Source organism: Rhizobium skierniewicense, from assembly GCF_014196515.1.
Classification (GTDB): Bacteria; Pseudomonadota; Alphaproteobacteria; order Rhizobiales; family Rhizobiaceae; genus Agrobacterium; species Agrobacterium skierniewicense.
On sequence record NZ_JACIDV010000003.1, the window covers coordinates 381,208 to 399,548 of the forward strand.

17 protein-coding genes and 1 riboswitch are annotated in these 18,341 nt (G+C 57.3%); of the genes, 8 read left to right on the forward strand and 9 right to left on the reverse strand.

What is annotated here, in order from left to right; all coding sequences use genetic code 11:
* Window positions 1-74 precede the first annotated feature (74 nt).
* Genes GGQ73_RS06700 through GGQ73_RS06715 form a run of 4 tightly spaced genes read left to right on the forward strand, consistent with a single transcriptional unit; the run spans window position 75 to window position 4,907 of the window.
* Window positions 75-935 (forward strand): carbohydrate ABC transporter permease, encoded by an 861-nt coding sequence (locus GGQ73_RS06700; RefSeq protein WP_183894954.1) that lies wholly within the window; start codon window positions 75-77, stop codon window positions 933-935.
* Window positions 932-1,768: a carbohydrate ABC transporter permease gene (locus tag GGQ73_RS06705; RefSeq protein ID WP_183894956.1), complete on the forward strand. Its 837-nt coding sequence runs from the start codon at window positions 932-934 to the stop codon at window positions 1,766-1,768. The genes GGQ73_RS06700 and GGQ73_RS06705 overlap by 4 nt, the downstream gene beginning before the upstream one ends.
* 15 nt (window positions 1,769-1,783) lie before the next feature.
* Window positions 1,784-2,869: an ABC transporter ATP-binding protein gene (locus tag GGQ73_RS06710; protein WP_183894958.1), complete on the forward strand. Its 1,086-nt coding sequence runs from the start codon at window positions 1,784-1,786 to the stop codon at window positions 2,867-2,869.
* 34 nt (window positions 2,870-2,903) lie between these two features.
* Window positions 2,904-4,907: an aldo/keto reductase gene (locus GGQ73_RS06715; protein ID WP_183894960.1), complete on the forward strand. Its 2,004-nt coding sequence runs from the start codon at window positions 2,904-2,906 to the stop codon at window positions 4,905-4,907.
* Between the two features lie 54 nt (window positions 4,908-4,961).
* Here the strand turns inward: GGQ73_RS06715 and GGQ73_RS06720 are convergent, their stop codons facing one another.
* Window positions 4,962-6,152, reverse strand: a complete 1,191-nt coding sequence (locus tag GGQ73_RS06720; RefSeq protein WP_183894962.1) for an AGE family epimerase/isomerase — start codon at window positions 6,150-6,152, stop codon at window positions 4,962-4,964.
* 188 nt (window positions 6,153-6,340) lie between these two features.
* Here GGQ73_RS06720 and GGQ73_RS06725 point away from each other — a divergent pair, with 188 nt between their 5' ends.
* Window positions 6,341-6,784: an RrF2 family transcriptional regulator gene (locus tag GGQ73_RS06725; protein WP_174155546.1), complete on the forward strand. Its 444-nt coding sequence runs from the start codon at window positions 6,341-6,343 to the stop codon at window positions 6,782-6,784.
* A 35-nt stretch (window positions 6,785-6,819) separates the two neighbouring features.
* On the opposite strand, the gene GGQ73_RS06730 is transcribed toward GGQ73_RS06725, so the two are convergent.
* Window positions 6,820-7,344: a flavin reductase family protein gene (locus GGQ73_RS06730; protein WP_183894965.1), complete on the reverse strand. Its 525-nt coding sequence runs from the start codon at window positions 7,342-7,344 to the stop codon at window positions 6,820-6,822.
* 216 nt (window positions 7,345-7,560) lie between these two features.
* Entirely contained in the window at window positions 7,561-8,898 is a 1,338-nt protein-coding gene (locus GGQ73_RS06735; RefSeq protein ID WP_183894967.1) for a dicarboxylate/amino acid:cation symporter, read from the reverse strand.
* A 253-nt stretch (window positions 8,899-9,151) separates the two neighbouring features.
* Here GGQ73_RS06735 and GGQ73_RS06740 point away from each other — a divergent pair, with 253 nt between their 5' ends.
* Both GGQ73_RS06740 and GGQ73_RS06745 read left to right on the forward strand, forming a co-directional pair.
* A complete protein-coding gene (locus GGQ73_RS06740) occupies window positions 9,152-10,972 on the forward strand; it encodes an ATP-binding protein (RefSeq protein ID WP_234910907.1) in 1,821 nt (606 codons plus the stop codon).
* A 4-nt stretch (window positions 10,973-10,976) separates the two neighbouring features.
* The gene (locus GGQ73_RS06745) at window positions 10,977-12,332 is read left to right on the forward strand and encodes a sigma-54-dependent transcriptional regulator (protein ID WP_183894969.1); all 1,356 of its coding nucleotides are present in this window, start codon (window positions 10,977-10,979) and stop codon (window positions 12,330-12,332) included.
* Between the two features lie 32 nt (window positions 12,333-12,364).
* Here GGQ73_RS06745 and GGQ73_RS06750 read toward each other — a convergent pair whose 3' ends face one another.
* The 3 genes from GGQ73_RS06750 to alr all read right to left on the reverse strand — a co-directional run bounded on the left by GGQ73_RS06750 (window position 12,365) and on the right by alr (window position 15,398).
* Window positions 12,365-12,844 (reverse strand): BA14K family protein, encoded by a 480-nt coding sequence (locus GGQ73_RS06750; protein ID WP_183894971.1) that lies wholly within the window; start codon window positions 12,842-12,844, stop codon window positions 12,365-12,367.
* A 135-nt stretch (window positions 12,845-12,979) separates the two neighbouring features.
* Complete coding sequence (locus GGQ73_RS06755; protein WP_183894973.1) at window positions 12,980-14,236, reverse strand: D-amino acid dehydrogenase; 1,257 nt, start codon at window positions 14,234-14,236, stop codon at window positions 12,980-12,982.
* A gap of 7 nt (window positions 14,237-14,243) precedes the next feature.
* Window positions 14,244-15,398, reverse strand: a complete 1,155-nt coding sequence (alr, locus tag GGQ73_RS06760; protein WP_183894975.1) for an alanine racemase — start codon at window positions 15,396-15,398, stop codon at window positions 14,244-14,246.
* A gap of 125 nt (window positions 15,399-15,523) precedes the next feature.
* Here alr and GGQ73_RS06765 point away from each other — a divergent pair, with 125 nt between their 5' ends.
* Entirely contained in the window at window positions 15,524-15,985 is a 462-nt protein-coding gene (locus GGQ73_RS06765) for an Lrp/AsnC family transcriptional regulator (RefSeq protein ID WP_183894977.1), read from the forward strand.
* Window positions 15,986-15,988: 3 nt separating this feature from the next.
* On the opposite strand, the gene thiD is transcribed toward GGQ73_RS06765, so the two are convergent.
* From thiD to GGQ73_RS06780, 3 genes are read right to left on the reverse strand one after another with little or no spacing between them, the layout of a single operon-like run.
* Complete coding sequence (gene thiD / locus GGQ73_RS06770; protein WP_174155538.1) at window positions 15,989-16,789, reverse strand: bifunctional hydroxymethylpyrimidine kinase/phosphomethylpyrimidine kinase; 801 nt, start codon at window positions 16,787-16,789, stop codon at window positions 15,989-15,991.
* Window positions 16,786-17,442: a thiamine phosphate synthase gene (thiE, locus tag GGQ73_RS06775; RefSeq protein WP_183894979.1), complete on the reverse strand. Its 657-nt coding sequence runs from the start codon at window positions 17,440-17,442 to the stop codon at window positions 16,786-16,788. Before thiE ends, thiD begins: the two co-directional genes overlap by 4 nt.
* Window positions 17,432-18,169, reverse strand: coding sequence for a hydroxyethylthiazole kinase (locus GGQ73_RS06780; protein ID WP_183894981.1), 738 nt, complete (start codon window positions 18,167-18,169; stop codon window positions 17,432-17,434). The genes thiE and GGQ73_RS06780 overlap by 11 nt, the downstream gene beginning before the upstream one ends.
* A gap of 65 nt (window positions 18,170-18,234) precedes the next feature.
* A riboswitch (TPP riboswitch) is annotated at window positions 18,235-18,338 on the reverse strand.
* Between the last annotated feature and the right edge of the window lie 3 nt (window positions 18,339-18,341).

Consider the following 18,341-nt stretch of genomic DNA (forward strand, 5'->3'; position numbering starts at 1 on the left):
GCTGATCGTCGCCGGGCGCTTTTTGCGAAAAGCGTCTGGCTCCACGCACCATCTGGCTTCGTGAGGTCATTAATATGCCGTTGCGCAACAGGGTCGCTTACGCCTTTCTTGCCCCCTATCTGCTGATTTTTGCCACCTTCTGGCTGTGGCCGATCATCAGTTCGTTTTTATTGTCTTTTCAAAATACCCGCATCAATCCCTGGCGGTTCGCACCATCGATGAACTGGGGACGGCTGTTCGGCGATCCGGCATTCTATAATGCTCTCCAGAACACCATCGTCATCCTCATCGTTCAGGTGCCGGTGATGATCGCGCTGGCCACCATCATGGCTGTGCTGTTGAACTCGCCACTCCTGAAAGCGCGTCCGTTGTTCCGCTTTGCCTTCTTTGCCCCTGTCGTTGTCGGTGAGGTTGCCTATGCAGCGGTGTTCCGCCTGATGTTCAGCGCCGACTTCGGCATCATTAACAAGTTCATCATGTCGATCGGGCTTCCACCCGTTTCCTGGTTTGATAATGGCACGGCCGCCATGGCTGTCATCATCATTGCCGTGACCTGGCGCTGGGCCGGTTACAACGCCATCATCATTCTGGCGGGGCTGCAATCCATCCCCGGCGATGTCTATGAGGCGGCGAGGCTCGATCGTGTCAGCAAACGCCAGCAATTTCTCCACATCACTCTGCCGTTGCTGAAACCGATCATCATGTTTTGTGTCGTGCTATCGGTCATCGGCACCATGCAGTTGTTCACTGAACCCTTTCTCATAACCAACAGAGGCGGGCCGGGTGGCGCGACCGAGACGCTCGGTATTTTCCTTTACCGTCAGGGCTTTACGGCGTTGAACTTCGGCTATGCCTCCGCCATCGCCTATACGATTGCTGCCTTGGCTGTCGTCATCTCGCTGTTTCAACTGTGGGTCGGGAGGGACGCGAAATGAGGTCCAGATCAAAGTCTCTGCTGTGGCAAAAAATCGGCCTGCACGCCGTGTTGTTGCCGCTTGCCGTCATCTGGCTGTTTCCGATCTGGATGATGTTTGTTTTTTCGACCATGCCTGATAACGGCATCTTCAGCCCCAATATTGAGCTTCTGCCATCCACGCATTTTCTGGAAAATTTTCAGAATCTTCAGGCCGATACCGATTTCGTGCGTGCCATGACGATCTCCATCGGCGTCGCCTTGGTTTATACCGTGCTGTCGGTCATGCTCACGTCGATGGCGGGCTGGGCATTGGCACGGTATCGTTTTGCAGGCCGTTCCGTCGTCGTCGCAATCATTCTGGGAACGATCACACTGCCCTATGCGGTCGTCGTCATTCCGCAATTCATCATGGTGGCGCGGGAATTCAAGCTTGCCAATACATGGGTCGCGCTCATCGTGCCGCCGCTGTTCAATTCGCTTGGTGTTCTGTTCATGCGGCAATCCTTCTCCATGATGCCGACGGAACTGTTTGATGCGGCCCGCGTCGAAGGCGTCAAGGAGTGGCAAATCTTTCTTCGCATTGCTCTGCCGCTCGCACGTCCGACCATGGCGGCCTTGTCGATCATTCTGTTTCTCGCATCGTGGAACAATTATCTCTGGCCACTGCTGATCAACTCGAAGCCGGGCATGATGACGGCACCCGTTGCGTTAGGCTCGCTGATTGGTCTCACCAAGGTGTCGTGGGGTGGCATCATGGCAGGCGCGGTTCTGCTGACCGGGCCTGTTCTCATCATCTTCGTGGCTCTGCAGCGCCATTTCATCGCCGGCATTTCTGCCGGTGCCGTCAAGTAATCCGGGAGGAACCGCATGGCGGAACTGTCACTGAAAAACGTCGTCAAACGCTACGCCGCGCTGGAGGTCATCCACGGGGCCAATCTTGAGATTGCCGATGGCGAATTCGTCGTCTTTGTCGGACCATCCGGTTGCGGAAAATCCACTCTTTTGCGCATGATCGCTGGCTTGGAGGAGATTTCCGATGGTGAGATCAGCATTGGCGGCAAGGTCGTCAACGATGCCGAGCCGACCGATCGCGGGATTGCCATGGTCTTCCAGTCCTATGCGCTTTATCCGCATATGACGGTCGAGCAGAACCTCTCTTTCGGATTGCGGATGAACGGAAACCCAAAGGCCGATACGGACCAGCGTGTGAAACGTGCAGCCGATATTCTCCAGATCAACGAGCTGATGGCGCGCCGCCCCAAACAGCTCTCCGGTGGTCAGCGCCAGCGTGTCGCCATCGGGCGCGCCATCGTTCGCCAGCCTCGCGTGTTTCTGTTCGATGAACCCCTGTCGAACCTCGATGCGGAACTCCGGGTCCAGATGCGCGTGGAAATCTCCCGGCTTCACAAGCAGTTGGGAACCACGATGATCTATGTCACGCACGACCAGACCGAGGCCATGACGCTGGCAGACAAGATCGTGGTGTTGCGGGCAGGTCATATTGAACAGATCGGCGCACCGCTCGATCTCTACGATGATCCCGCAAACCGGTTTGTTGCAGGTTTCGTCGGCTCGCCCAAAATGAATTTTCTGCCCGCAAAGGTCGTGGGACGGTCCGACAGCGGCGTAACCTTGTCTCTGACCCATGATCCGGACGTCCGCATCACCCTGCCTCTCTCATCGCCGGTCGAGGACGGTCGCGATGTCGTTCTGGGCATTCGTCCTGAACATTTCGGGCAGGTCGGAACGGGCGATGCCGATCTGAATGTCGAGATCGATGTCGCCGAGCATCTCGGTAACACCAGCTACGTCTATGCACGAATGGCTGGCGATATTCCCATGGTGATCGAACAACCGGAATCACGCCACTCGACAAACCAGCAGCGTCTGACCGTTGCGATTTCGGCGGCCAAGGCCTTCCTTTTTGACAGCGCGGGGCAGCGCCTGCGCTGAACCGTTTTTCCAGACAATCGAATGAGGATTTGACATGACTGACGCTCAACCTGTCCGTTGGGGCATTATCGGCCCCGGAACAATTGCCCGCACATTTGCAGAGGGCATCGCTCACTCGAGGACCGGCAAGCTTGTGGCCATTGCCAGTCGCAATCCAGAAAAGCCGGGATTGGGCGATGGTTTTCCCGGCGCCCGGATCGTTCACGGCTACGACGCTCTTCTGGCAGATAGCGAGATCGATGCCGTCTATATTGCCACGCCGCATACAGGTCACGCCGAATGGGCCATCAAAGCCATTCGTGCCGGCAAGCACGTGCTGGTGGAAAAGCCGATTGCACTGTCTGCCTATGACGCGGATGCGATTTTTCACGAGGCGAAAAAAGCAGGCGTCTTTGCGGGTGAAGCCTATATGTACCGTGTGCATCCGCAAACCGCGAAGATCGTCGACCTCGTCAAAAGCGGCGTGATCGGCGACGTCCGCATTATCCGCACCAGCTTCGGTTTCAATATGGGTGGTTTCAAGCCTGATCATCGCCTGTTTGCCAATGATGCAGCGGGTGGCGGGATCCTCGATGTTGGTGGCTATCCTGTTTCCATGGCCCGTCTGATCGCCGGTGCCGCAACGGGGCATCCGGTTCTCGAGCCGGAAAAGGTGTCGGGCGTCGGTCATCTCGGTCAGTCCGGTGTGGATGAATGGGCGTCTGCCGTGTTGAAATTTTCCAACGGCATCGTTGCGGAAGTGTCTTGCTCCATCATGGCGCAACAGGACAACGTGCTGCGCATCATCGGCTCGCAAGGCCGCATCGAGGTGGAGGATTTCTGGTTTGCATCGGGTCACAAGGGCGGCGTCGGCAAGATCGACGTCATCAAAGGCAAGGACAGGCAAACCATCGACGTGAAAGAAGACGGTTGGCTTTATGCCTTCGAAGTGGATGCCGCTGGCACCGCCATTCGCAACGGGCAGCAGCAATTCGCGTATCCCGGTATGAGTTGGGCAGATTCGCTCGGTAATCTCCGCGTCATGGACCAATGGCGGGCTTCGGTCGGCCTGGAATATGGCGTGGAGACGTCTGCCAGGCGTGTGTCCAATATCTCTGGCGGGACGGTCGTTGCGGGCAATACCGTGCCCAAACGCACTATTCCTGGTCTTTCCAAGCCAGCCTCCGTCGTCGCGCTGGGCTTCGAATTCTTCCCGAATTTCGCATCTGCGTCTTTGACGCTCGATAGCTTCTATGAAGCAGGCGGCAATTTGTTCGACACGGCCTATGTCTATGGCGGCGGCAAGACAGAGAGCATATTCGGCGATTGGCACACCAGTCGAAACGTGCCGCGCGAGGAGATCGTCCTGATCGGCAAGGGTGCGCACTCGCCATTGTGCTACCCGGATATGATTGCCAAGCAGCTGGATCAATCGCTTGACCGGCTGAAGACGGATTATGTCGATGTCTACTTCATGCATCGCGACAATGTTTCGGTCCCGGTGGGTGAGTTCGTTGATGCCATGGACGCGGAGGTGAAACGGGGCCGCATCAGAGGTATCTTCGGTGGTTCCAACTGGACGCGGGAGCGGATGGATGAAGCAGCTGCCTACGCACAAAAGAACGAAAAAGCGGCACCAGCCGCCCTGTCGAACAACTTCTCGCTGGCAGAGATGCTCGACCCGATCTGGGCCGGATGCGTTGCGGCGTCCGATGACGGATGGAAGTCCTGGCAGCGTGAGCGGCAAATTCCAAACTTCGCATGGTCAAGCCAGGGGCGTGGCTTCTTTACCGACAGGGCAGGGCGTGACAAACGGGACGATGAAGAAATCGTGCGCGTATGGTATTCCGACCGCAATTTCGAGCGTCGGGACCGCGCCATCCAGCTTGCCAGGGAACTTGGCCGTCATCCGATCCACATCGCGCTGGCCTACGTCATCGCCCAGCCCTTCCCGGTCATCCCCCTCATCGGGCCGCGCACGATTGCGGAACTTGAGGACAGCCTGTCCGCACTCGATATCAAGCTGACGCCTGAACAGGTTCGTTGGCTGGAAGCTTGAGTGCATCGTTGCATCGACAATCGTCATCCTCGGCAAACCCAAGGGTGACGATTGTTACGGTTGCAAACCATGTTCGAGCATGTCTTCCGCCTCGTAGATGGCGCAGACGATGTGATAAAACGTGCTGGCCGGGGCGGGTTCATCGATCATCGGCGCGTCAGCAGGCCATTTATCGAACCACAGGCCAGGAACAGGCGTATCGAGAAACGGCTGTAGCGCACCGATGGCACGCAGCGCCGAATCCAGATATCGATAACGATCCTCGCCGTGGCTGACGCAGGCCAATCGCACGGCGGCCTTCAGCCACTCGGTTTGTGGCCACAGGCGCGCCAACGGATCGTGAACCGTAAAGTCGTCGTAAAGGCTCATGACTGCAACCTTGCGACGCGGGCATATTCCATAGGTCTCGCCAATCTCGAAGAGCCGTCTGGCTTTCGCGATCGCAGGGCTGTTTTTGCGCAGACTGCCCCAGCGCGTCAGAAGCCAGGCCCACTCGAACTGGTGGCCCGGCTCCATGATACGACCCTTTTCACCGGGCATCGGCGCCCAGTCGTGGTCGAAAAACTCACGCAGTCCGCCAGTTTCGGCGTCGATGAATTTATCCAGTGCCAGCTGCGCAACATCATCTGCCAATGGATGCCATGGTCCGTCCGGGTCAACGGTTTCCCATGCGAGCATCGCTTCGAAGAAATGCATGTGTGGATTGGAGCACAAAGGCTCGACCGGCGGATTTGCCTCTTCGAAACCCGCTTCTGGATGAGCGTAATCACGTTTGAGGACGTCGAGGATGTCGAGCGCGCGCTGGCGCATCTCATCTTTGCGCTGCGGGAAAACCATGGCGGTCTGGGCGGCAGCGAACAGGGCGAAAGCCTGATTGTAGAAATCGAAGGTGTCGTCGATAAGTTTGCCAGAGGCATCGGCGAGATTTCCGTAAAGCCCATTGTCCAGGCGATAGACTTTGTCGAACCAATGCAGTCCGTGATCGACAGCTTTCCGCCAGTCACCTGCCCAGCCGTTCTGACCTGCCGCAGCGTAGCAATAGGCCTGACGCGGTTGTACGCGCGAGCGGCGGTTGTCGCCAAGCATAGGCTTGCCGTTCTGGCCAATCCGTTCATGGAAGCCACCATCAGGCTTACCCGCTCCAACATCCCACCATATGGGGAGGGCGTCCTGATCGAGCCAGCGGCGTAGTCTTTTGACTTCGTCGGAAAGTTGGCGTGTAGCGCTCATCGGTTGATCTGTCATATCCATCCCGTTGTTTGCGTGCCTTTTTAGGTCGAGTTTATCAAAACCGCAACATTCCCAATCCCTGCGGCAAGGCAAAGTTCCATCGTCGAGGCTCGTCACAGTTCTCCAGACAGACCTTGTAATTCATTGAAAGTTCATGTGAGGCGGGATATGTGCTGTGATATCCTTAAGCGCGAAAGAGTGTAATGCTGACGAAAAAGGGAAAGTACGGGCTGAAAGCCATGATCGATCTGGCGAGCCTCGCCCAGGGCGAAACGGCTTTCGTCAGCGATATCGCCGCCCGCAACAACATTCCCAAAAAATTTCTGGATTCCATTTTGCTGGAATTGCGCAATGAGGGCATGCTGCGTTCCAAGAAGGGCCCCGGCGGCGGTTATGCGCTGTCAAAGGCGGCATCCGATATCTACATCGGTCAAGTCATTCGCGCACTGGATGGCCCTTTAGCGCCGATACGCTGCGCCAGTCGCTCGGCATTCGAAGCCTGCGAAGACTGTGATGATCCAGCGACCTGTCAGGTCCGCCGTTCCATGACAGACGTAAGAGACGCGATGGCATCCGTTCTGGACACGATGACACTGGAGCAATTCGCGTCCAATACAGGCGTTGCGGTTGCCGGACGGACAGCCTGATTCAGCGTGCCATTCCCTTGTGAAACCGGGGATGTCTAGCTGAGCTGTGCGTATTGCCCATTATGGTATACCAATGGCAAGCCGCTGCCCTGCTCGACCGCCAACACCCGCCCGACAATGATCGCATGGGTATGACGTTCGATGACGTCTTCAACAGCGCAGTCGATGGCGGCCAGCGCATCTTTCAGGGCGTAGGCTCCGCTTTCAAGCGTGAACCACTCTGATCCCAGATACCGCTCCGCTCCTTTCACGCCCCCGACGCCTGCAAAACGCGCAGCGACATCCTGCTGTTCTGCCGATAAAATGTTAACGCAGAAATGATTATAGCGAGCGATGATCGGCCAGGTCGACGACGACTTGTTGACGTTTACGATCATGGTTGCGGGATCCATGGACAGTGCCGTCGCAGAGGTGACGGTTGCTCCGGTACGGTTCGCACCGGTGCCAGCCGTGATAACCGAAACACCGCCAGCCAGAGAGCGCATTGCAACTCTCAGTTCGGCAGAATCGAATGCAGCCTTCTCGGTTTCTTCCTGTAGGTAGGTCACCGTCGCAGTCATTTTTTCCATCTCCGCAAGCTTCAATGCTCCGTGGAGACGGTATCAGTGCGAGGACATCGCGAAGAGCGAAGGGATTTCAATGTTCGTTCGGTTTATAGAAATCTGTCTTCGCCAAACGGGCTTAAGGGGCAAGCGCGAGCATCTGATGTTATGGACATCAAAAAAAGCCCACCCGGTTTCCCGGGCGGACTTTTGTCTTCGAAGCGTGTTTCTGGCTTATTCGGCTGGTTGCACCGTTGCGGGTGGAAGGTCGCCAATGTCGGTGGTCTTCTCACCACTCAGCATCAGGGCGAGCTGTGCTTCATCCAACTCACCTTCCCAGCGGGCCACGACGATGGTCGCAACTGCGTTGCCGACGAAGTTCGTCAATGCTCGGCATTCCGACATGAAACGGTCGATACCGAGAATGAGGGCCATACCGGCGACAGGTACGGATGGCACGACGGACAATGTCGCGGCCAGCGTGATGAAGCCTGCACCCGTGATGCCCGCTGCGCCCTTTGAGCTCAGCATGGCCACCAGCAGCAAAAGAATTTGCTCACCCCAAGAAAGATGGATTCCTGTCGCCTGCGCAATGAAGAGGGCTGCCAGCGTCATATAGATATTGGTGCCGTCAAGATTGAACGAGTAACCGGTTGGAATGACGAGACCGACGACCGAGCGCTTGCAGCCTGCTTTTTCCATTTTGCTCATCAGGCCAGGCAGAGCGGCTTCCGAAGACGATGTTCCGAGAACGAGCAAAAGCTCTTCCTTGATATATCGGATCAGCGCAAGGATCGAGAAGCCGTTGTAACGGCAGACTGCGCCCAGAATGACCAGCACGAAGAAGAACGAGGTGAAATAGAAGGTGCCGATCAACGTGGCGAGGTTCGTTACGGACGAAATGCCGTACTTGCCAATGGTGAACGCCATGGCCCCGAATGCGCCGATTGGCGCGGCCTTCATCAGGATCGCGACCAGTTTGAAGATCGGATACATCAGCGCATGCATGAAGTCGACGACAGGCTTGCCGCGATCTCCGACGACACCAAGCGCAATACCGAACAAGACCGAGAAAAATAGGACCTGAAGAATGTCACCATCGGCGAAGGCACCGACGATTGTCGTCGGAATGATGTTCATCAAGAAGCCGGTGATCGACTGTTCGTGAGCTTTCGCGGCATAGGTCGCGACTGCGCTGCCATCCAGCGACGCAGGGTCGATGTTCATGCCAGCACCGGGCTGAACGACGTTGGCAACGATCAAGCCGACGATCAGCGCCAGTGTCGAGAAGGTCAGAAAGTAAATCATCGCCTTACCGGCAACGCGACCAACCTTTTTCATGTCATTCATGCCGGCAATGCCGGTTGCGACGGTGAGAAAGATAACGGGTGCGATAATCATCTTGACGAGACGGATAAATCCGTCGCCAAGGGGCTTCATCTGCTCACCAATGCCAGGCGAAAAGTGACCCAGAGCAATGCCTGCGCCGATGGCGACGATAACTTGAAAATAAAGATGCCGATAAAATGGAAGTTTAACGTGGCTGTCGGCCACGGTGTTGCTATCAATCATGTTAGTCCTCCTCGGACTGGACCCTGCCGTGCGGCCTCCCGGGTCTGCCGTTCTTGGTTCCACGGTCCATGACCGTTGGAAACACTGTCAGCAATTCGCGTGCCAAGCTCCTATCCTCTGAACAACACATTGATAAAGCTCAATAATATTTTAAGAGTTTTTACGACTAGATCCAAACGTGCAGATTTTCGCGCGGATTTTCTTGTTATTTGTGTAGAAATCCGCACAATGATGGCTTCGGTGAGAAAAGCTGATGTCACAAGACTTCGACACATCCCGTATGCGCTGGATCGCTTTCATAGCGATGTGGATCATCATTGCCATCGGCGCCTTTACAGCCGCCGATAAGGTCGGTCGCATCAAGGCAATGAAAACGCTTGCGGCCACCGCAACCACCGATGCCGAACTGAAATCCGCGCTTCTTAACGTGGCGCTGGAACGCCCGCGCGTCCTTCCGCTCGTCTTGTCGCGTGACAAGGATCTCATGGAAGCTCTGGAAGCAGGCGGACCGTCCATCGAGCGGTTGGATCGCAAGCTCGAAGGTCTGATCGAAGGCACGCAGGCCTCGGTCATCTACGTGGTCGACAAGGATGGTGTGACGGTCGCGTCGAGCAATTGGCAAAGCCAGGAAAGTTTCGTCGGGTCCAACTACGCGTTTCGCGAATATTTCCAGGGTGCCATGCGCAGTGGCGCGTCCGAGCATTATGCGCTGGGCAATGTCAGCCGAAAGCCCGGACTTTACATCTCCAGACGGGTGGACACGGCACAAGGACAGGCACTGGGGGTCGTGATCGCAAAGGTCGAATTCAACCGCCTGGAAGCAGACTGGAGCATCGGCGGCAGACCCGTCTTTACGGTCGATGCAAATGGCGTTGTCTTGATGACCAGCATTCCAGAATGGCGGTTCACAACCGTAGCGCCGATCGAGCAAGCGCGGAGGCAATCGATTGCAGACAGTTTGCAGTTCGGTGACGAGAAGCTGTCTCCGTTGCCGATGCGTGTCGTTCATAATCTCGGTGACCATGTCGTGATCGTCGATGTCGATACCCCTGCCAAACTCAAGGGTGAATATCTGAGGCTGGAGCTTCCGATAGCAACGACCGCGTGGTCGCTTCACTATTTGCAGCCGATCGCCGCAACCACGAATGCTGCCATTCGCGAGATGCGAACGATTGCTGCGGCAAGCCTTATGCCGCTGATTGCTTTTTCCGCCATCTGGATGTGGCGCAGACAAAAGGCGGCACGTGAGCGTGCTGCCGCCGAACATGATCGCACGGAGCTTGAACGCCGTGTTCAGGAACGGACCATAGATCTGACCATGGCGCGGGACCGGCTTCAGGCGGAAATCATCCGGCATGAGCAGACGACCGAAGAACTGCAAAGCGTGCAGCACGAATTGGTCAAAGCCAACCGCCTGTCTATTCTCGGGCAGGTGGCCGCAGGCGTTGCGCATGAGATCAACCAGCCGGTTGCGACCATCAGGGCTTTTGCGGACAATGCGCGCGTGTTTCTCAGACGCGATCGCAAGCAGGATGCCGACGAAAACCTTGAAAGCATTGCATCTTTGACGGAGCGGATCGGCGTTATCACCAGTGATCTGAAAATACTGGCGCGAAAAGGGCGGACTGCCGCCGAGCCGGTCAGCATTCGTCTCGTGATAGAGGGTGCCGTGATGCTGCTGCGCAGCCGCTTTGCCGGACGCATGGATGCGCTGGATATCGAACCGCCCGCTGAAGATATGATGGTATCGGGAAGCCGAATCCGGCTGGAGCAGATCCTCATCAACCTTCTGCAAAATGCCTTGGAGGCGGTTGAAGACAGGCGTGATGGCCAAGTCGTGGTCCGCGTCGAGGAGGCGGACAATGAGGTCGTGGTGTCGATTGCCGATAACGGCCCCGGCATCGCGCACGACATCCAACAGCAATTGTTTTCGCCATTCAATACGTCGAAGGAGGGTGGGCTTGGACTTGGTCTGGTCATCTCCCGGGACATCGCCTCCGATTATGGCGGGCGGATCGAGGTCGAGACGGGTGAAGATGGCACCCGGTTTTCTGTTTATCTGAAGCGAGTGTAACAAGATGACCGACGGAACGATCTTTCTCGTGGATGACGACTCCCAGCTTCGCAAGGCCATGCGGCAGACACTCGAGCTTGACGGCATGACCGTGATGCCGTTCTCTCGGGCCGAGCAGGCATTGGACGCTCTTTCCGATGCGTCTGACGGGGTTGTCATCACCGATGTGCGAATGCCCGGAATGGATGGTCTGCAACTGTTCGAGCGTGTACGGCAGATCGACCCTGATTTGCCTGTCATTCTGATGACCGGTCACGGTGATGTTCCCATGGCGGTGGCAGCGCTGCAAAGTGGGGCCTATGATTTCATATCCAAGCCGTTTCCGGCAGAGCGAATGGTCGAGAGTGCGCGCCGCGCGCTTGAGAAACGTCGGCTTGTCATGGACAACCGAGCCTTGCGCCGCAATGCCGCCGAGGTACAGGATGATCTTCCGCTCATCGGCCAGACGCCCGCCATGGAGCGCCTGCGCAATACGCTGCGCCACATTGCCGATACGGATGTCGATGTTCTCGTGGCTGGCGAAACGGGAAGCGGGAAGGAAGTGGTCGCAACCGCCCTGCACCGGTGGAGCAAACGGCGGGTCAACGGCAATTTTGTCGCGCTGAACTGCGGCGCGCTGCCCGAAACAGTGATCGAAAGCGAATTGTTCGGTCATGAGGCCGGAGCCTTCACCGGTGCTCAGAAAAAGCGGATCGGTCGCATCGAGCACTCCAGCGGCGGCACGCTGTTTCTTGACGAAATCGAGAGCATGCCACCCGCTGTTCAGGTCAGAATGTTGCGCGTCTTGGAAATGCGTCAGGTCTCACCGGTCGGCTCCAACGAAGAGAGGTCGGTCGATCTTCGCGTCGTTGCGGCTGCCAAGGTCGATCTTGGCGATCCCGCGCAACGCGGCGACTTTCGCGATGACCTCTATTATCGCCTGAATGTCGTTACGCTCTCCATACCACCCCTTCGCGAACGCCGGGCCGACATTCCGCTGCTGTTTTCGCATTTTCTGAGAAAAGCATCCAGCCGTTTTGGCATGCCGATACCATCGATGACGTCATTCGTTTCCAGGCATCTGAATGATCACGACTGGCCGGGAAACGTCCGGGAACTTGGACATTTTGCAGAGCGGGTCGTGTTGGGCCTGGAGGGCGTCGCATCTCACAGACTTCTGGATTCCGACGAGAACCTTGTGGTCGGAACGCTCGCAGAAAAGATGGACAGGCACGAGGCGCGGATCATTCGGGAGACGCTGGAGAAATGCGATGGTGATGTCACCACCACGATTGGTGCGTTGGGCATCGCGCGCAAAACCTTTTACGACAAGCTGCAACGCCACAACATCAACCGTGCGGACTTCACCCGAAAGGGATGATGCCGCACGGCCTGATTTTCAGGATTTACCGATTAACCGGCCACGCAGAAGTGGTTCTGGCCGTCGTAACCCAGATACGTTCCCGTGCGTGAATTGAAGCTGCCATAACGCTGCGAGCAGTAGTTAAACCAAGCCCGCGTCCACGGCTCCGCAGTGCGATAGACGGGGCGTGGCTGGTAAGCGGGGCGTGTGTCGTAAACCGGCTGCGCGCGGTAGACCGGGCGTGGGGCAGGGCGATAATAATCGTCGTCCGGCTGGCTATAGACATAGCTGGGCTGATACGCGGGATAACGGCGTACAGGCGGGTCGACATAGACGGGTTCATCGGAATACCGAGGCTGGGCCAGCGCTGACCCGACCGCCACGCCAGCCGCGAGACCCAGCACGCCGCCGACAAGGGCTGCGTCACGGTTGCGGTGACGCCAATCATCGGCATGCGCCGCATTCAATGGGACCATGGCAGTTGCAGAAACGGCAAAAGCCAGAAGCGTTTTAGCTGCGAAAGAGGCCATTTTCTTATCCATCCAGGTGGCATGTCTGCCAGTTGTTACGCAATGGTTAAGATTTATCGTCCGCAGGCTGAACCCGCGCTGAATGAATTGTGGCGGCTCAGTGGCGCTGCATCACCGCCGATCCAGTCTTGTTTGTCATGCAGCGTAACGGCTGATGGCGAGGTCTGCGGTCTCGATCTCCGGCTTGTTGCCGCTGACGATATCTGACAGCACCCGTGCCGAGCCGCACGCCATGGTCCAGCCCAGCGTGCCATGACCCGTATTGAGGTAAAGGTTTTGATAGCGGGTGGCGCCTATGACGGGCGTACCATCCGGTGTCATAGGGCGCAGCCCGGTCCAGAATTTTGCCTGTGACTGATCACCAGCTCCGCCGAATAGATCCTCTATCGAATGGGTCAACGTTGCCTGTCGCTTGGCTGGGAGGCTCTTACTGAAGCCTGCAATCTCGGCCATGCCACCGACACGAATGCGGTCACCCAGACGGGTCATCGCGATTTTATGTGTCTCGTCCATAACGGTCGAAACGGGCGCGCGCGCCGCATCAATGATCGGCACCGTAATCGAGTAGCCTTTTATGGGGTAGACAGGAAGGTCTATCCCCAGATGCTCGACGAACTTCGGGGTGTAGCTGCCCAGAGCGCCAACGAAGACATCAGCCTCCATGGTGCCTTTCGTCGTCACGATCGCCTTCAGGCGGTTGCCTTCCGTGATCGGGCGCGTGATGCCGGTATCGTAAAGGAACTTTACACCCGCCTGCTCGGCAAGCTTTGCCAGCTCTGTGGTGAACATGAAACAATCCCCGGTCTCGTCGCCGGGCAATCGAAGACCACCCACGATCTTGTCCTTGGAGGATGACAGGCCAGGCTCCACCGACGCGCAACCCTCGCGGTCCAGAATTTCATAAGCCACGCCGCCTGCTTTCAGAACCGCGACATCCTTGCCTATGCCATCGAACTGCTTTTGCGTGCGAAATACCTCCAACGTGCCCTGGGTCCGCTGGTCATACTGAATGCCCGTTTCTTCGCGCAGAGCCATCAGGCAATCGCGGCTGTATTCAGCAATGCGCACCATGCGGCTTTTGTTGATCGCGTATCGCTGTGCAGTGCAGTTGCGCAACATCTGGCTGATCCACCGTAACGCGGCCGGATCGAGCGTAGGCTGGATTATGAGCGGGGAGTGCTGCATGAACAGCCATTTCAAGGCTTTCACCGGAATGCCGGGGGCTGCCCATGGGGATGAGTAGCCCGGCGAAACTTCACCTGCATTGGCAAAGCTGGTTTCAAGTGCCGCCGCAGGCTGGCGATCGATGACGGTCACCGAATGACCGGCCTTTGCCAGGTACCATGCCGATGTAACGCCGACGACGCCGGCTCCGAGAATGATGATGTTCATGATGCTCTCACTCGCCTCTATCAGTTGCGCCAGCCTGTTCTGGCTGGATATAAGTGCGGCTGTAACGCTGGCCGAGACCCGTCAGAATTTCATAAGCAATTGTATCCGCATCCCGGGCAATCTCTTCAAGCGATTGGTCGGGCCCGATGATCTGAACGAGACTACCGTGCGTCAAGGTTCCCTCCGGCAATGCCGAGATGTCGATGCTGATGCTATCCATCGACACACGTCCGGCAATGGGAAGGCGCACGCCGTTGAAATAGGCCGCGCCCCGGTTGCTCAGCGCGCGGGGAAGCCCATCTGCATAGCCTGCTGCGATGGTGGCCAATCGGGTTTCGGTCGATGTGCGCAGGGTGCCGCCATACCCGACCAGCGTGTCGGCTGGGACGGTACGTGTCTGCACAACCGCGACATCCAGGCGCACCACGGGTTTCATCGGGTTTGGACGAGCCGAAGACGGAGCGCCACCATAAAGAGCAATGCCGGGGCGCATGACGGCGTTGTGATAATCTGCACCGAGAAAGATGCCGCCGGAATTTGCAAAGCAAACCGGTGCATCCGGAAACAACAGCGATGCTTCACGCATCACCATGAGCTGCGATCCGTTGGCTGCATGGTCGGGCTCGTCCGCACAGGCGAGGTGGCTCATCACGAATACAATTCTGATGCCATCCAGCAGTTCAGGCGATGTCTGGAGCGCTTCGATTTCAGACGGTGCCATGCCCAGTCGCGACATGCCGGTGTCGATCTGAAGGGCGGCTCGCAGCGTTTTTCCCAGAGTTTTTGCATAGGCCGACCATTGCGCCAGCTGTTCCAGCGAGTTGATGACGGGCGTCAGTGACATGGCGGCGCAGGACGCTTCATTGCCGGGCTGGAGCCCGTTCAAAACGAAGATGTCAGCATCGCCCCTGATGCGATGGCGCAGTGCGATGCCTTCATCGATATGGGCAACGAAGAAGTGGCGGCAACCCGCATCGTAAAGCACGGGCGCGACGACCTCGGCACCAAGACCATAGGCGTTCGCTTTTACCACGGCGCCAGTGACGGCGTTAGGGGCCATTGCCCTCAGCTTCAGATAGTTGTCGCGCAGGGCACCAAGGTCTATGGTCAGATAACCGCTGGCACCGCCACTCGCCTTTTGGCGACTGATTGTCATGTCCATCATCGTTCCCTTGTTATTTTCTAACAGACTATTGCAACGATCATCGAATTTTCGCAGTTTGATATGTCGATCATTCGAAGAATATCGATTCAACGCAATATTCGGTGGTAAAACGGAATGATTTTATGTCGTCTTTAGACTCTACCGATCGTCATATCATCCGCGTCCTCAGACTGAACGCCCGCATCAGCAATGCCAAGCTGGCGGCAGAGGTCGGTTTGTCGCCGTCTGCCTGCCTGCGTCGGGTCGACATTCTCGAGCGCGAGGGTGTTATTCGCGGCTATACGGCCTTGACGGGAAATGCAGCGGGAGGTGAGGTCATCTCTGTCATCATCCAGATCACGCTGGATCGGCAGACAGAGGATTTTCTCAATCGTTTCGAAAGCGCCGTGCGTAGGTATCCCGAAATCCGCGAGTGCTATCTGATGACCGGCGGGTCCGACTATTTCCTACGAGTAGAGGTGGAAAGTGCCGGTGATTTCGAGCGGGTTCATAAGGTTATTCTGTCGAAGCTACCAGGGGTTTCGCGCATTCATTCCAGTTTCGCCATCCGTAACGCATTGGCCAGCCCCAAGCCAAGAGGCTGACGATCAGGCACTCCACCAGCGGTAAAAGTGGTGCACAGGCCCGTGACCGTGGCCAATATGCAGGTTTCGACCCGCAGCCAGCGCGCCTTGCAGATAATCCTTTGCCAGTCCAATCGCGTCTGCCAGGGGGTATCCAAGAGCCAGATTTGCAGTGATGGCCGATGCGAGCGTGCAGCCGGTGCCGTGGTCGTTGGTCGTGTCGATACGGGGCATGGAAAATTCCAGCACGTCGTCACCATCCAGTAGAAGATCGACGCTTTCAGAACCCGTGCCATGCCCACCCTTGATCAAAACGGCGCCAACACCTGTCTTCAGGATTGCTTCCGCCTGACGGATCACATCCTGCTTGTTCGTTGCCACCGGTTGATCGCTCAGAAGCGCTGCTTCCGGCAAATTCGGGGTGGCCAGGAGTGCCAAAGGCAGCAGCCTGTTGCGCAGGCTTTCAACGGCATCTTCCTGCAGGAGACGATCGCCGGATGTCGCCACCATAACCGGGTCCAAAATGACCCGTTTGCCAGCATGACGCAAACCCGCAGCAATCGTCTCGATGGTCTCGATGCGCGAAACCATCCCGATCTTCACAGCCCCGATATCGAGGTCTGAGAAAACGGCGTCCATTTGTGCGGCGATCATGTTTGCTGAGATATCCTCAACTGCTGTCACGCCTCTCGTGTTCTGTGCCGTAATTGCCGTTATCACAGTGGCGCCAAAAACGCCGAGCGCCGAAAATGTCTTGAGATCGGCCTGGATCCCGGCCCCCCCGCTGCTGTCGGACCCGGCGATGGTCAGGGCAATGGCGGTCATCGGGATGCCTCCAGCGCGGCATCCACCCGGTGGCGGAAATCAACCGTTGCTGCCGCAATATCCACGGCGCGGAAAAGTGCAGAAATAACGGCAACACCATCGGCGCCAGCCTGAATAACGGGTTCGACCCGCTCCAGCGTGATGCCAGCGATAGCCCCGACCTGCAGATCGGGCCGATGGTTGCGAAGATAGGTGCGGAGGTCGCGCAACCCCTCCAAGCCAACCGGCGTATCTGGGTTGACCTTGGAGACCGTTTCGAAGACGCCGCCAATGCAAGCATAGTCCGCAGGCGCTCGGGCAACACGCTCTGCGTCGCTCATGTTCTTGACGGTCAGGCCGATAATCGCGTCCTGTCCCAGCAAGCGTCGGGCTGTCTGCGCATCCATATCGTCGGCGCCCAGATGCACGCCATCTGCGCCGGATGCCAATGCCACATCAACACGGTCGTTGATGACAAGAGGAACGCCTGTCCCTTTCAAGGCTTCGACCATGAGGCTGGCCTGTTCAATCATCTCGCGGGTCGATGCTTGCTTGTCACGATATTGGATAATCGTTGCGCCGTGCCGTGCCGCAACGGCTGCAAGTTCCGGCAAGGGTGCGATATCGGCAAGCGATGCGTCCACCAAAGCGTTCAGCCTGTAATCAATCCTCATTGTGCTCAATCCTTGCAAGGGACAGAATGTCGTTGGTGTTGACCGTATCCAGCGCGTCCAGAAAGGCCGCTTCGAAGGTACCGGGACCGCGTGCGTGTCTGGCGGCAAGCTGCGCCGATACGCCTGTTACCGTGAGCGCCGCTGCGGCCGCCAACATTGCGTCAGGCTCGACGGCCATAAAAGCGGCGATCACCCCGCCGGAGAGGCAACCGGTGCCGGTCACCTTCGCCATCCATGGATGGCCGTTGACGATATTGATCTTGCGGCCATCATCCTTCAGCTCATCTTCAGGGCCAGTCTGTATGCGCAGCGCTTTGCCGATGTCGCCGATAACAGCCATTTCGGCCGCGTTGCCGCGGACGATCGTCGGGTGAAGGGTGATCAGTTCCTGCGCAAACATCAACCGTGAGGGCGAGTAATCGCAGTGAACGGGGTCTACGATCCAAGGTTTACCCTCGGCATTTGCGACCTCCACGGCAATGCGAATGACCTTGCGTCTCGCGGCATCCAACGTGCCGAGATTGACGGTCAGCGCGTCGACCTTGGAAACGAAGCTTTCGATTTCCTCTTCCGAAGAGGTCATGGAGGGGATGCCGCCGACAGCGGTGATGCCGTCAGCGGTGAACTTCTGAACGACGGTGTTCATCAGGCAATGCACCCGTGGTCGTCGCTGCCGTACACGCGACAGAAGCTCTGCAGCGCTGTTTGCCGTCGGGAAGCTCGCCATGGGTCTCTCGCTCCAGATGTATCATCACGGAGATCACGCACGAAGGAAGAAGAGAAAAGCTTGACCATTGGCAGACTGTTCCGTTCCTACGCCGGCATGACCCGGATCAGGTAAATAAGAGTTTGACCAAGTCATCTCAGCGCTGAAAAGCGCACCCCTCGAACTGGTTGAT

Bases quoted from the DNA above. Each gene is read 5' to 3' on its own strand.
- GGQ73_RS06700 (WP_183894954.1), top strand. From the start codon at position 75: ATGCCGTTGCGCAACAGGGTCGCTTACGCCTTTCTTGCCCCCTATCTG.
- GGQ73_RS06705 (WP_183894956.1), top strand. From the start codon at position 932: ATGAGGTCCAGATCAAAGTCTCTGCTGTGGCAAAAAATCGGCCTGCAC.
- GGQ73_RS06710 (WP_183894958.1), top strand. From the start codon at position 1,784: ATGGCGGAACTGTCACTGAAAAACGTCGTCAAACGCTACGCCGCGCTG.
- GGQ73_RS06715 (WP_183894960.1), top strand. From the start codon at position 2,904: ATGACTGACGCTCAACCTGTCCGTTGGGGCATTATCGGCCCCGGAACA.
- GGQ73_RS06720 (WP_183894962.1), bottom strand. From the start codon at position 6,152: ATGACAGATCAACCGATGAGCGCTACACGCCAACTTTCCGACGAAGTC.
- GGQ73_RS06725 (WP_174155546.1), top strand. From the start codon at position 6,341: ATGCTGACGAAAAAGGGAAAGTACGGGCTGAAAGCCATGATCGATCTG.
- GGQ73_RS06730 (WP_183894965.1), bottom strand. From the start codon at position 7,344: ATGACTGCGACGGTGACCTACCTACAGGAAGAAACCGAGAAGGCTGCA.
- GGQ73_RS06735 (WP_183894967.1), bottom strand. From the start codon at position 8,898: ATGATTGATAGCAACACCGTGGCCGACAGCCACGTTAAACTTCCATTT.
- GGQ73_RS06740 (WP_234910907.1), top strand. From the start codon at position 9,152: ATGTCACAAGACTTCGACACATCCCGTATGCGCTGGATCGCTTTCATA.
- GGQ73_RS06745 (WP_183894969.1), top strand. From the start codon at position 10,977: ATGACCGACGGAACGATCTTTCTCGTGGATGACGACTCCCAGCTTCGC.
- GGQ73_RS06750 (WP_183894971.1), bottom strand. From the start codon at position 12,844: ATGGCCTCTTTCGCAGCTAAAACGCTTCTGGCTTTTGCCGTTTCTGCA.
- GGQ73_RS06755 (WP_183894973.1), bottom strand. From the start codon at position 14,236: ATGAACATCATCATTCTCGGAGCCGGCGTCGTCGGCGTTACATCGGCA.
- alr (WP_183894975.1), bottom strand. From the start codon at position 15,398: ATGGACATGACAATCAGTCGCCAAAAGGCGAGTGGCGGTGCCAGCGGT.
- GGQ73_RS06765 (WP_183894977.1), top strand. From the start codon at position 15,524: ATGTCGTCTTTAGACTCTACCGATCGTCATATCATCCGCGTCCTCAGA.
- thiD (WP_174155538.1), bottom strand. From the start codon at position 16,789: ATGACCGCCATTGCCCTGACCATCGCCGGGTCCGACAGCAGCGGGGGG.
- thiE (WP_183894979.1), bottom strand. From the start codon at position 17,442: ATGAGGATTGATTACAGGCTGAACGCTTTGGTGGACGCATCGCTTGCC.
- GGQ73_RS06780 (WP_183894981.1), bottom strand. From the start codon at position 18,169: ATGGCGAGCTTCCCGACGGCAAACAGCGCTGCAGAGCTTCTGTCGCGT.